Origin of the sequence: Cupriavidus sp. YAF13 (assembly GCF_052113425.1) — a bacterium.
In the GTDB taxonomy this organism is placed as follows: domain Bacteria; phylum Pseudomonadota; class Gammaproteobacteria; order Burkholderiales; family Burkholderiaceae; genus Cupriavidus.
Window position 1 is genome coordinate 28,056 of record NZ_JBFRDD010000019.1, and the last position, 13,437, is coordinate 41,492.

Below are 13,437 nucleotides of genomic sequence, written 5' to 3' on the forward strand. Positions count from 1 at the left end.
TGGCCAACCCCAGGAGCCTACCGTGGCTGTCAGCGTCTTCGATCTGTTCAAGGTGGGCATCGGCCCATCGAGCTCGCACACCGTTGGTCCGATGCGCGCCGCGCTGATGTTCGCGCAGGGCCTGGCGCGCGACGGCCTGTTGCCACAGGTGGCCAGCGTGCGCGTGGAGCTGTACGGCTCGCTCGGCGCCACCGGCCGCGGCCACGGCACCGACAAGGGCGTGATCCTCGGCTTGCTGGGCGAAGCGCCCGACACCATCGACCCCGACACCATCGACTTGCGGCTGGCCGCGCTGCGCGCCAGCCGCACGCTCTCGCTGCTGGGCACCCATCCCGTGCCCTTCGTGGAGAAGGAGCACATCGTCTTCTACCGCCGCGAGGCCATGGCCGAGCATCCCAACGGCATGAAGTTCCACGCTTTCAATGCTGGCGGCGAGCGCATCCGCGAAGGGCGCTACCTGTCGGTGGGGGGCGGCTTCATCATCTCCGCCGGCGCAGCCAATACGCATATCCTGGAGGCTGACCAGCAGTTGCCGCATCCGTTTCGCAGCGGGCGCGCGATGCTGGAGATGGCAGCCGCCAGCAAGAAGAGCATTGCGCGGCTGATGATGGAAAACGAATGCGTGTGGCGCAGCGAGGCCGAGGTCAACGCCGGCTTGCTGCAGATCTGGGCCGTGATGCAAGCCTGCGTGGCACGCGGCTGCCGCACCGACGGCGAGCTGCCCGGGCCGTTCAAGGTCAAGCGCCGCGCCCACGACCTGTTCCGCAACCTCACCGAGCACGCCGAGCGCTCGCTGGCCGATCCGCTCTCGGTGATCGACTGGGTCAACCTGTATGCGATCGCCGTCAACGAGGAAAACGCGGCCGGCGGCCGCGTGGTCACCGCGCCCACCAACGGCGCCGCCGGCATCATCCCGGCCGTGCTGCATTACTACGACCGCTTCGTGCCCGGCGCCAACCCGCAGGGCGTGATCGACTTCCTGCTGACAGCCGGCGCCATCGGCATGCTCTACAAGCTCAACGCATCGATCTCCGGCGCCGAAGTCGGCTGCCAGGGCGAGGTCGGCGTGGCCTGCTCGATGGCCGCGGGTGCCCTTGCCGCCGTGATGGGCGGCACGCCGGAGCAGGTGGAGAACGCGGCCGAGATCGGCATGGAGCACAACCTCGGGCTGACCTGCGACCCGGTCGGCGGGCTGGTGCAGATTCCTTGCATCGAGCGCAATGCCATGGCCTCGGTGAAGGCCGTGAACGCCGCGCGCATGGCACTGCGCGGCGACGGCATGCACTATGTCTCGCTCGACTCCGTGATCAAGACCATGCGCGAGACCGGCGCCGACATGAAGACCAAGTACAAGGAAACGGCGCGTGGCGGCTTGGCGGTGAATATCGTGGAGTGCTGAGGCCGCCCCGCCAGCGCAAGCGAATGCGTGCTTTCTGCTACGCTTGCCGGGCATTCACCCCAATCCCATTCAACTGGAGTCCGGCATGATCAAGATCAGCTTTCTCTATCCGCACAGCAAGGGCGGCAAGTTCGACATGGATTACTACCTGCAGCGCCACATGCCGCGCGCCGTCGCGCTGTTCGGCGCGCACCCGGGCTATCGCGGCGTGGCGGTGGAACGCGGGCTGGGCGCCGGCGCGCCGGGTTCCGATCCGGCCTTCACGGTGATGTGCCATTTCCTGTTCGAGTCCGTGCCTGACTTCGTGGCCGCCGCCAAGGCAGCCGGCAACGAGCTGCAGCTCGATATCCCCAATTACACGGATGCGGCTCCCGTGATGCAGATCAGCGAAGTGCTGGCGATTGGCTGATTGCGCCCGCTGGCGGCGCTATCATGTACGGTTTCCCCACTAGCGGGCATGGCCATGCAGACCTTCCATCAGCTGTTTGACGAGACTTCGTCCACCTACACCTACTTGCTGATCGATGCCGCCACGCGCCAGGCGCTGCTGATCGATCCGGTGGACCACCAGCTGGAGCGCGACATGGCGCTGTTGCAGGCCAGCGGTGTCACGCTGGCGTGGGTGGTCGAAACCCATGCCCACGCGGACCACATCACCTCGGCCGGCCATGTTGCGCTGCAAACCGGCGCGCGCACCGCAGCCCCCTCGGGCTGCGACATCCAACCCGCGCAAAAGCAGCTGATCGACGCCGACACGCTCCAGTTCGGCACGCAGACGCTGCGCGCCATCCATACGCCGGGGCACACCGCCGGCAGCATGAGCTACCTGTGGGAGGAGGCCACGCCCGCCGGCCCGGTGCGCCGCGTCTTCACCGGCGACACGCTGCTGATCGACGGTTGCGGCCGCACCGACTTCCAGTCCGGCGATGCCGGCACGCTGTACGACAGCCTCACACAGAAACTCTTCGCCCTGCCCGACGACACCGTGGTCTACCCCGCCCACGACTACAAGGGCCGCACCGCATCCACCATCGGCTTCGAGCGCGCCAACAACAGCCGCGTGGCCGGGCGCACGCGTACCCAGTTCATCGAGATGATGGGGCAGCTGAACCTGCCCAAGCCGAAGCTGATCGATGTGGCTGTCCCCGCCAACCAGCGGCTCGGGCTGCGGGATGGCGAAAGCGTGCCACACGGGGCGTGACGCACGCGCGCGAAGCGATAGGCAATCAACAATCCGCTATCAGCAATGAGCTATCGGCCTTGGCAGGCACCTTAATGGAGAAAGAAGACATGGCCCAGTACACCGCAGAGATCCTCTGGCAACGTGGCGAGCAGGATTTCCTCGGCAACCGCTATAGCCGCAAGCACCTGCTGCGCTTCGACGGCGGCGTGGAAGTACCCGGATCCTCATCGCCCCATGTCGTGCCCTTGCCCATGTCGGACGCCGCCGCGGTCGATCCCGAAGAAGCCTTCGTTGCGTCACTCTCCAGTTGCCACATGCTGTGGTTCCTTTCCATCGCCGCCAAGCACAAGTTCTGCGTCGACCGTTACTTCGATGCAGCGGTCGGCATCATGGCGAAGAACGCGGATGGCCGGATGGCCATGACGGTGGTCACGCTCAGGCCGGAGGTCACCTTCTCCGGCGAGCGCCAGCCGACCCGGGAGGAACTGGCGCACCTGCATCACACGGCGCACGAGGCCTGCTTCATTGCCAACTCGGTAAAGTCGGAGCTGCGCTGCGAGCCGGTGTACGTGGGCGCGCTGGCGTAGTCAGCCAGCCCAGCTGTCGCAGGTCTGCCGTACTGTTTCGCGCAGGCTGCGCGTGGTGCTTTCGATCTGGCGCACGCGCTCTGCGTCGCCATTGCGGCTTTGCGCCAGCGCGCGGATATTGGCCAGCGCATCGAGCGAGCCCAGCGCTTCGGCATGCGGCACCAGCGCGTCGCAGATCGAGATGATGTGGTCGGCGATCGGCCTCCGGGTCAGCTCGTTTGGGTGCACATACTCGCCTTCCAGCCCAAAGCGGCAAGCCTGGAAGCGGTTGAAGGTGTAGACCAGGTAATCGTCTTCCTGCGGCATGAAAGGGCGCGACAGCAGCAGGTAGCGCGCGAGCGCCTGGATGTAGGCGGCGATATCGCAGGCGCGCCCGACGGTCAGCGGCGTGTCCATCACGCGGACTTCGATGGTGCCGAACTCCGGCTTGGGACGGATATCCCAGTAGAAGTCCTTCATGCTCTCGATCACGCCCGTGTTGCGCATCTTGTTGAAGTACGCGGTAAAGGCGTCCCAGGTGAGCAGATACGGCGCGCGCCCGCTCATGGGGAAGGCGGCGACGGAATTCAGCCGTGCCGAGGCGAAGCCGGTGTCCACGCCTTGCACATAGGGCGAGGAGGCGGCCAGCGCGATGAAATGCGGCACGTAGCGGCCAATGGCGTGGAGCAGGAACAGCGACTCATCCGCGCTCGGGCAGCCGATGTGCACGTGCTGGCCGAACACCGTGAACTGCTTGGCCAGGTAGCCATAGAGTTCGGAAATGTACTGGTAGCGCGGCGAATCGGAGATGGTGCGGTCGGCCCATTGCTGGAACGGGTGCGTGCCGCCGCCGCAGATGCCGAGGTTGAGCGAGTGCGAGGCTTCGACCATCAGGTCGCGCATGGTGCCCAGCTCGTCCAGCGCCTGTGCATAACTTTTGCAGATGCCGGTGCTGATCTCGATCATCGAGGGGCTGATCTCGGGCTTGATGTCGCCGGCGTGCTGCGCGCCTTTCAGCGCACGCAGCAAATCCGGCGCGAACGGCGCCAGGTCGTAGTCATGCCGGTTGACGAGTTGCAGCTCCAGTTCCACGCCAAACGTCAGCGCCTCGGAATGCTTGAACGGTTCGAGTGACATCAGCGCCCTCCTCCATTGCTTCTGACCTCGCCCGCATAGCGAAGTGCCCAGCCCGCCAGCGTGGGCCCGAGCAACTGCTCGACCGCCAGCGTGCACAGGATGATGGCCGCCAGCGGCTCACCCGTGGCGGGATACAGCAGCGCGACATCGTTCATCAGCAAGTACGCGAGGCCCGACATGGGTGCCAGCGCAAGCCCGAGGGCCACGCACTGCTTCATGCTCAGGCCCGAGAACGAACCCAGCGAGACGACGCCCACCAGCTTGGCCATGTGACGCAGCAGTACCAACACACAGGCGGCACCACCACCGATGGCCCAGTCGTGCGCCGTCAGCGGCAGGCCGAGCGAGACCACCATCACGATGATCAGCAAGCTGCCCGCGCTGCCGAAGTGCGCCGGCCATACGCGCGGCTGGCTGTCCTGGTGCTTGAACACCACACCGGCCAGCATCAGCGTGAGCGGCATCGACAGCTTGAGCACGCGCGTGAGCGCCAGCGTGAACAGAACCAGCCCTACCAGCACGAGGAAGCTGTAGTGATCGTCCGTTTCCATGCGCGCATAGATCGCGTGGCCGAGCTTGCCGACGCCCCAGGCCAGCAGGCAGGAACCCACCAGCAGGTAGAGCGGATGCAGCAGCGCCGCCCCCAGGTTGCCATATTCGGAATGCAGCCAGCCGGTGGCGACCTGGACAATGGCGGCGGCGTAGATACTGTTCAGCGCGGCCATGGCAAGCAGCCGCTCGGTCACCTGCCCTTCGGCGCGCAGCTCGTTCTTGAGCTGCAGCACGATGGTGGGCGAGGTGCTGACGGCAATGCCGCCGGCCAGGATGGCAACCGCCGGGCTCACGCCGATCCATTGCAGCACGGCGGCGACCAGGCCCCAGGTCAGCAGGCTTTCAAAGGCGCTGGTGAAGAGCAGCCAGCGATTGGCCCGCAGCCAGGTGAGCGAGAGCCGGTGCCCGAGCTCGAACAGGGCGAGCGCCAGCGCCATGTCGATCAGGATGCGGGTCTGCGCGATCATGTCCTCGTCCACGATGCCGTGGCCGAGCATGCCAGCCGCGAGGCCCGTGGCAGCGTAGCCGACGATGCGGGGCAGCCGCAGGTACATGCGGCATACCTCGCCCGCCAGGCCGGCGCCCACCAGCGCCAGCCCGACCCAGAAAAGCCCGCCCGGTGCCAGGGGCAGGCTTGGAAACAATTGGCTCAGTCCATTCATGGGCTATATGGTAACGGAGCCACATGACATTCCATGTCGGAGTTTGTCCGACAGAGGCACGGAATTTCCCGTCAACGTGACGCGTTCACACGTAAAAAAACGCCATCTTACAGGGATGGCGTTCTTTTATCGTGACCGGGCCGAGGATGCGGCCCGCCCCGCCGGCTACACGCCCCAGAACTTCCATCCCGGACGCGTTGCACGCAGGCCGGTTTCCATGCGGGCATAGAGTGAGCGCGTCTTGCCCTGCGCGGCGCCGCTCGCGCGAGCCTTGTCGAAGTAGCCCAGCGCGGTCTCGCGCTGCTCCAGGCCCAGCGCGGCCTCGACGGCGCCGAGGTAGGCCTCGCCGTCCCAGCGGTCGCGCGCGGCAAATGCCGCCTCGAAATCCGTCAGCGCTTGCGCGTATTGCTTCTCGCCGTTGCGGATCAGCGCGCGCTGCAGGCGCGGGAAGGCCTGGTCCGCAGGATCGTCGGCGGTCAGCGCGATGGCTTGCTCGAACAGCGGCAGCGCGCGCTCCGGCGCGCCCAGGCCGCGCCAGATCATGCCGAACTGGTTGCAAAGCCACGCGTCCTCGATCAGCAGCGCGCGGCGCTGCAGTGCCTCGATCTCGGCCTGCGCGTCGATGCGGTCGTGCTGGTCCATGCTGTCCATGGCATTGCGCAGCAGCCCCGCGAAATGCGCGCGGGCGTGGGCCAGCGCGTGCGCGGTCTGGCTGCGCTCCTCCACCGGCAAGGCATCGGCGCGCGCATCCATGTGCGCCAGCGCATCACGGGCCGCCGACGTCACTTCCGTGCCACCGATGGCCTTCCAGGTGCTCATCAGCCGGCTGAAGATCCAGCCCACGTTGGCGGGATCGCGCTCCAGCGGATAGCGGTTGAGCACGTCGCCCGCGACTTCCACGGCTTTACCGTGCTGGCCGGCTGCCTCCAGGCATTCGAGCAGGTCGATCCAGTGCTCGATGAACTCGCTGACCGCGATGCCCTTCTCGTGCAGCGCGATGCGCTCCGCGCGGTTGCCGTCGCCTTCCAGCCGGGTGGCAAGGTTGTGGCACAGCAAGGAGTAGATATGGGGATCGGCGTCGTCGTAGCCGCCCTCGCCGGTGGCGAAGTAGGCTTCGAAGCGCGCCAGGCCCAGGCGATAGGCCTTGATCAGGTGCGGCATCAACGCCGCCTCGGCAGCCGGCACCGCGTCCATGAACTCAGCCAGCGCCACGCCAGCGTTGTAGTAACCGGTCGCATCCGTCGCGCCCTCGACAAAGGCAAAGCGCAGCCAAGGCTCGGCCTCGCCGGACTGGTGGCGCCATTCGAGCTCGCGCACCTGCGCCTTGGGGTCCGGGGCCTTGCGCTGGTAGGTGGCGAAGTCGTCCCAGGCACCATCGAGCTCGCCCGCGCGGTAGCGTAGCGGCGCGCGGATGCGGCGGGCATGCGGGTGGTCCGGCTGGCTGGCCAGCACGATGGCCGCCTGCTCGGCGGCCAGGGCATCGCCCGCGGCTTCGTCGAGCTCCAACAGGTCGGGGTTGTCCAGGCCGATCCGCGCCAGGCACAGGCGCAGCATCGGCTCGGCCTTGTCGCCGGCGGCATTCACGTGGGCCAGCGCCTGGCCCAGGATGTCTTCGGCGCCGAGATCCGGCGCGCGATAAAGCAGGTCATACCAATAAGCGCCGGCCGCGGCGACATTGCCCAGCCGGTAATGCACCAGCCCGGCATGCAGGCGGGCGCTCCACTCGCCGGAGGACAAGCCGTTGCGCAGCGCGGCTTCTTCCAGCCAGGGCAGCGCCTCGGGCAAGCGCTCCATCCCCATCAGCAGCATGCCGTAGCGGCGCGCGATCACGCCGCGCGAGGACCAGCGGTGCGCCGGGTGCAGCGGCAGCCCGGGCAGCTTGGCCAGCGCCGCATCGAGCACGGCAAAGGCAGCCTGCGCGTCGCCGCGGTCGAAATGCAGGCGTGCCCGCAGGCAATCGAAATCCACCACTTGAGGCTGCGCCTGCGAAAGCTGGTCGAGAATGACCAGCGCTTCATCGTAGCGCTCTGCGTTGGCTAGCTCGATGGCGTGGTCGTAGCTGACTTCCTGCACGGACACGGACTGCTCCTTCGGGGTGGATGTGCGAGTGCGGGATTATGCGCCATCGTGGCCCCCTCCTGCTCGTGAGAAAAAGAGGCGATTCCCGCCGCAGCCGCAACGCTGGACAACGGCTTTGCACCGATGTATGCAGAAACGGCATCGCCGCCATCCGGCCAGCCGCCCAGCAACGGCTCGCCGGGCTGGCACGGGGTGCGCCCAATGACGTCACCGCACTGCGCATGATCGAAGAGGCTCGAAACCGCATCGCGCAAGGACGCCCGTAGCCCGGCGCCAGGCCGGCGCGCCTCGCCGCCTGACGAGTCCTGGCGAATTCGCCTGCGGCAAAAACAAAAACGCCATCCCACCGGGATGGCGTCAGATGCAGGACGCTAATGGTGCCCTGCCGGGGGCACCGGGGGCAATCGCTTACTTGCCGCCTACCGTCTCCAGCACGGTCCACTTGCCGCCAACTACCTTGTAGACGGTGATGCCGCCGTCCTTCAGGTCGCCGCGCGCGTCGTAGGCCAGGGTCTTGGTGGTCACGCCTTGCATGTTGGTGGCTGCCAGCACCGGCAGGTAGCGCGCCGGATCGGCCGAGCCCGCCTTGATCATGGCGGTCATCAAGGCGGTGGCGCCGTCATAGGCGTACGGCGAGTAGGTCTGCACCTTGCCGCCGAAGCGCTTCTCGTACTTCTTCTCGTAGGCGGTGCCACCGGGCATCTGCTCCAGCGGCAGGCCGGCCAGCGATACGACCGTGCCCTCGGCGGCAGGGCCCGCCAGCTTGAGGAAGTTGTCGGTCTTCGACATTTCGCCCGACACCACCGGCGACTTCATGCCGAGTTCCTTGACCTGCTTGGCCATCGGCGCGGATTGCGTCTCGGCGCCGCCAAAGAAGATCACGTCCGGGTTGCTGCGCTTGATGTTGGTCAGCACGGCCTTGAAGTCCACCGCCTTGTCGTTGGTGAACTCGCGGCGCACGATCTTGCCGCCGGCGGCCTTGGCGGCCTTCTCGAACTCGTCGGCCAGGCCTTGGCCGTAGGCGGTGCGGTCGTCGACGATGGCGATGTTCTTGGCGCCCAGCTTCTTCACCACGAAGGCACCGATCACCGAGCCCTGCTGGGTGTCGGAGGTCATCATGCGGAAGGTGGTCTTGAAGCCCTGGCGGGTGTACTCAGGCGCCGTTGCCATGGCGATCTGGGGGATGCCAGCGCGGTTGTAGACCATCGACGCCGGGATGCTGGTGCCCGAGTTGAAGTGACCCAGCATGCCCTGGATGCCATTGTCGACCAGCTTTTGCGCGACCACCGAGCCGGTCTTGGGGTCTGCCGCGTCGTCTTCAGAGAGCAGTACGAACTTGACGTCCTTGCCGCCGATCTTGGGCTTGGTCGCGTTCATTTCCTCGATGGCGAGGACGACGCCGTTCTGCATGTCCTTGCCGTATTGCGCCTGGCCGCCGGTCATCGGCGCGGCAAAGCCCAGCTTGATTTCCTGCGCCTGGGCGAAGGCGGCCGAGGTGGCGCACAGGCCAGCGACGGACAGGGCAACGGTGAGGGCCGTCTTGTGGAAAGTCGAGTTCATCTGTTCTCCTTGGTAGCTATTCTCTATAGCCTTTGCTGCGTTTTTGGACGCGTCCGGGTGTGGCGCGAAACGCTCCCCGATTTTCAAATACGCGAGGTTTGCGGGATCACCGCTGCCTCGCGTCGCTTCGATCGACGCCCGGCGGTTAGCCGATCGTCATCAAACTCGCATTGCCGCCCGCTGCCGCCGTATTGACGGACAGCGAACGCTCGATCAACAAACGCTCGATGGCGATATTCGGTTCACCATGTGCCAGGCCTTGCACCGAAATGATCGGGCCGGGGCGCGTGGCCAGCTGTTCGCACACAGCGCGCAGCTGGTCGGAATCGCCATGGTGGAGGACCGCGTCGAAGCCGGTGTCGCTGGCCGACCAGTCGGCCACCAGGCTGACGCGCGATTGTACTGCCTTGGGCAGGCGCGCAAACAGGGCCCGGGCCATGGGGCTTTCAACCCACACGGCCTGGCTGCCAGCCGCCAGTACCGCCGCCAGCTGTACCGCCAGGTCGGTCTCCTGCTGGGCCAGGCACAGCACGGCGGCGCGCGGCAGCAGCGTGTAGGTGTTGCGCTCGCCGGTGGGGCCGGGCAGCGTGACCGACAGGCCGGCCGCCGAGGCCGCGGCAAAGCGCTCGCACGCCGCCGCCAGTTCAGGCGGCGCCGCGCTCTCGCGCTGGGCCCATGCCTTGAGCGTACCCAGCGCCTCGGTCAGCGTGCGGCGCACCGGGCCGGTCTCGTCGGCGCCGCCGACGGTGTCGGAGCCGCGCACCACGCGGGCCACGGCGTCCTGCGGGCAGACCGACAACAGGCGGTGCAGGTACAGCGGGCCGCCTGCCTTGGGGCCGGTGCCGGACAGGCCCTCGCCGCCGAAGGGCTGCACGCCCACCACCGCACCCACGATATTGCGGTTGACGTAGAGGTTGCCCACTTCCGCGCGCTCGACGATGTGCTCGATGGTTTCGTCGATGCGGGTGTGAATGCCCATGGTCAGGCCGTAGCCGGTGCCGTTGATCTGCGCAAGCAGCGTGTCGAGGCCAGCTCGCGGGTAGCGCACCACGTGCAGCACGGGGCCAAAGACTTCGCGCTGCAGCTCTTCGATGCTGTCGAGCTCGATCAGCGTTGGCGACACAAACGTGCCATTGCGGCAGGCCGCGCTGGCCGCGCCGTTCGGGTCGGCCTGGTGGACGCGGCGGCCCTTGGCGCGCATGGCGTCGATATGGCGCACGATGTTGCCGCGCGCCTCTTCGTCAATGACCGGGCCAACGTCGGTGGACAAGCGGTCCGGGTTGCCCATGGTGAGCTCGTCCATGGCGCCCTTGAGCATTTCCAGCACGCGGTCGGCCACGTCCTCCTGCAGGCACAGCACGCGCAGCGCGGAACAGCGCTGGCCGGCCGAGTCGAAGGCGGAGTTGACCACGTCGCCAACCACCTGCTCGGCCAGCGCGGAGGAGTCCACGATCATCGCGTTCTGGCCGCCGGTCTCGGCGATCAGCGGCACCGGGCGGCCAGCCGCGTCCAGCCGGCCGGCCACGCTGCGTTGCAGCAGGCGCGCTACTTCGGTGGAGCCGGTGAACATCACGCCCTTGACGCGAGCGTCGCCTACCAGCGCGGCGCCCACGGTTTCGCCGCGGCCCGGCAACAACTGCACGGCGCCAGCCGGCACGCCAGCCTCGCGCAGCAAGCGCACGGCCTGGGCGGCAATCAGCGGGGTCTGCTCGGCGGGCTTGGCCAGCACGGTGTTGCCGGCGGCCAGCGCTGCCGCGACCTGGCCGGTAAAGATGGCCAGCGGGAAATTCCACGGGCTGATGCAGACCACCGGCCCGAGCGGGCGGTGGGTGTCGCTGGAGAAGGTTTCACGCACTTGCGCAGCGTARTAGCGCAGGAAGTCCACCGCCTCGCGCACTTCRGCGATGGCATTGGAGAACGTCTTGCCGGCCTCGCGCACGATGATGCCCATCAGGGACTGCATCTGCGCTTCCATCAGTTCCGCGGCGCGTTCCAGCGCGGCGGCGCGCACATCGGCCGGGGTCGCCTGCCAGATCGGCGCGGCGTTCACCGCGGCCTGCAGCGCGGCTTCCACCTCGGCCATGCTGGCTTCGGTGACATGGCCGACCACGTCGCGCAGGTCGGACGGGTTGCGCACCGGTGCGGGCTGGCCGGCATCCGCGCCAGCGGCGGCTTCCACGCCCAGCAGCGGCACGGCACTGACGGCCTCGCTGGTACCGGCCAGCAGCGCCGACGACAGCGAAGCCAGGCGATGCTCGTTGGACAGGTCGATACCGGCGGAGTTGGCCCGCGATTCTCCATAAAGGTTGCGCGGCTGCGGGATACGCGGGTGCGGCAAGCCAAGCGCGCCTTCCTCGGCGTGCATGCGCTCGACCACGGTGACAGGATCGGCCACCAGTTCGTCCAGCGAGATGGTGTCGTCGGCAATGCGGTTCACGAAGGACGTATTGGCACCGTTTTCCAGCAGGCGGCGCACCAGGTAGGCGAGCAGCGTCTCATGCGTGCCGACCGGCGCGTAGATCCGGCACGGACGGCTGAACTTGCCGTCGGCCAGCGGGCCGACCACCTGGTCGTACAGCGGCTCGCCCATGCCGTGCAGGCACTGGAACTCGTACTGGYCGGGGTAGTAGTTGTGGCCGGCGATCTGGTAGATGGCCGCCAGCGTGTGGGCGTTGTGGGTGGCGAACTGCGGGTAGATCACGTCCGGCACCGACAGCAGCTTGCGCGCGCAGGCCACGTAGGACACGTCGGTATAGACCTTGCGCGTGTAGACCGGATAGCCCTCCAGCCCGTCCACCTGGGCACGCTTGATCTCGCTGTCCCAGTATGCGCCCTTGACCAGGCGGATCATCAGGCGGTGGCGGCTGCGGCGGGCCAGGTCGATCAGGTAATCGATCACGAAGGGGCAGCGCTTCTGGTAGCCCTGCACCACGAAGCCGATGCCGTTCCAGCCGGCCAGCTCGGGCTCGAAGCACAGGCGCTCCAGCAGGTCGAGCGAGATTTCCAGGCGGTCGGCTTCCTCGGCGTCGATGTTGATGCCGATGTCGTACTGCCGGGCAAGCAAGGTCAGCGACTTGAGGCGGCCGTAGAGCTCGCTGATGACGCGCTCATGCTGCGCGCGGCTGTAGCGCGGATGCAGCGCCGAGAGCTTGATCGAGATGCCAGGGCCTTCATAGATGCCGCGCCCGCGCGAAGCCTGGCCGATGGCGTTGATGGCCTGCTCGTAGGAGGCCAGGTAGCGCTGCGCGTCGGCCTCGGTCATGGCCGCTTCGCCCAGCATGTCGTAGGAGTAGCGGAAGCCCTCGGCCTCGTACTTGCGCGCATTGGCCAGCGCCTCGGAAATGGTCTCGCCGGTGACGAACTGTTCGCCCATCAGGCGCATCGCCATGTCCACGCCCTTGCGGATCAGCGGCTCGCCGCCCTTGCCGATGATGCGGGTCAGCGCCTTGGACAGGCCGGCTTCGGTATGCGTGGCCACCAGCTTGCCCGTAAACAGCAGGCCCCAGGTGGCGGCATTGACGAACACCGACGGGCTCTGGCCCAGGTGCGACTGCCAGTTGGCGCCGCTGATCTTGTCGCGGATCAGCGCGTCGCGGGTGGCCTTGTCGGGAATGCGCAGCAGCGCCTCGGCCAGGCACATCAGCGCCACGCCTTCCTGCGAGGACAACGAGAACTCCTGGATCAGGCCCTGCACCAGCCCTTCGCGGCCGGTGCCGACCTTGCGCTCGCGCAGCCGCGTGGCCAGGGTCCGGGCCATGGCGAGAGCGGCTTCGGCCTGCTGATGTGGCAGGCGAGCCTGCTCAAGCAGCACCGGCACGCACTCGGACTCGGGGCGGCGATAGCCAGCGGTGATGGCCGCGCGCAGCACCGATTGCGGCTGCACGCTCTGCGCAAACTCCAGGAAAGGCTGCATCGCGCCGTCACCAGCCGCGCCGTCAAAGGCGTCGGCACCGTCCGCCGCACCCTCGCTCCCCGTACCGGCGGCGCTGGTCTCATGCGGGATGTTGCCCCGTTCGACTTGCTCCAGATACGTGAAGATCGCCTGCTTGATCAGCCAGTGCGGTGTGCGGTCGATCGACTGCGCAACGCGCTTGAGGCGCTCGCGGGAGGCGTCGTCGAGTTTGACGCCGAGGGTGGTGGTGGCCATGCGCTTGATTCTCCGTAAGACGCGGACGCCGGTTTCCTGACTGCGGGGAAACCGGCAGATTGGCGCGATCATACTCCCGGGCAAACCAAAGGTGCAACTAGGTACAACCACTCAGATACATCAGGAAAAGTGGTTGCACCGTACCTTGCGCT

Annotated in this window: 9 protein-coding genes; 4 read left to right on the top strand and 5 right to left on the bottom strand. The window is 67.1% G+C overall.

Annotated elements, in window-relative coordinates:
- The first annotated feature begins 22 nt into the window (after nucleotides 1–22).
- The 4 genes from AB4061_RS17005 (at nucleotide 23) to AB4061_RS17020 (ending at nucleotide 3,169) form a co-directional block, all read left to right on the top strand.
- On the top strand, nucleotides 23–1,399 hold the full coding sequence (locus AB4061_RS17005; RefSeq protein WP_441635740.1) for an L-serine ammonia-lyase: 1,377 nt from the start codon (nucleotides 23–25) through the stop codon (nucleotides 1,397–1,399).
- Nucleotides 1,400–1,484: 85 nt separating this feature from the next.
- On the top strand, nucleotides 1,485–1,808 hold the full coding sequence (locus AB4061_RS17010; protein ID WP_441635742.1) for an EthD family reductase: 324 nt from the start codon (nucleotides 1,485–1,487) through the stop codon (nucleotides 1,806–1,808).
- Between the two features lie 54 nt (nucleotides 1,809–1,862).
- Complete coding sequence (locus AB4061_RS17015; RefSeq protein WP_441635744.1) at nucleotides 1,863–2,600, top strand: MBL fold metallo-hydrolase; 738 nt, start codon at nucleotides 1,863–1,865, stop codon at nucleotides 2,598–2,600.
- An 89-nt stretch (nucleotides 2,601–2,689) separates the two neighbouring features.
- Nucleotides 2,690–3,169, top strand: coding sequence for an OsmC family protein (locus tag AB4061_RS17020; RefSeq protein ID WP_441635746.1), 480 nt, complete (start codon nucleotides 2,690–2,692; stop codon nucleotides 3,167–3,169).
- Here AB4061_RS17020 and AB4061_RS17025 read toward each other — a convergent pair whose 3' ends face one another.
- From AB4061_RS17025 to putA, 5 genes are all read right to left on the bottom strand, one after another.
- Nucleotides 3,170–4,285 carry a YbdK family carboxylate-amine ligase gene (locus tag AB4061_RS17025; protein ID WP_441635748.1) on the bottom strand — a complete coding sequence of 372 codons (1,116 nt, stop codon included), beginning with the start codon at nucleotides 4,283–4,285 and terminating at the stop codon, nucleotides 3,170–3,172. It lies immediately after the preceding gene.
- On the bottom strand, nucleotides 4,285–5,499 hold the full coding sequence (locus AB4061_RS17030; protein ID WP_441635750.1) for a cation:proton antiporter: 1,215 nt from the start codon (nucleotides 5,497–5,499) through the stop codon (nucleotides 4,285–4,287). Before AB4061_RS17030 ends, AB4061_RS17025 begins: the two co-directional genes overlap by 1 nt.
- Before the next feature lie 165 nt (nucleotides 5,500–5,664).
- A complete protein-coding gene (locus tag AB4061_RS17035) occupies nucleotides 5,665–7,578 on the bottom strand; it encodes a tetratricopeptide repeat protein (protein WP_441635752.1) in 1,914 nt (637 codons plus the stop codon).
- Between the two features lie 408 nt (nucleotides 7,579–7,986).
- On the bottom strand, nucleotides 7,987–9,138 hold the full coding sequence (locus AB4061_RS17040; RefSeq protein ID WP_174426839.1) for a branched-chain amino acid ABC transporter substrate-binding protein: 1,152 nt from the start codon (nucleotides 9,136–9,138) through the stop codon (nucleotides 7,987–7,989).
- A gap of 145 nt (nucleotides 9,139–9,283) precedes the next feature.
- On the bottom strand, nucleotides 9,284–13,285 hold the full coding sequence (gene putA / locus AB4061_RS17045; RefSeq protein ID WP_441635754.1) for a trifunctional transcriptional regulator/proline dehydrogenase/L-glutamate gamma-semialdehyde dehydrogenase: 4,002 nt from the start codon (nucleotides 13,283–13,285) through the stop codon (nucleotides 9,284–9,286).
- Nucleotides 13,286–13,437 lie beyond the last annotated feature (152 nt).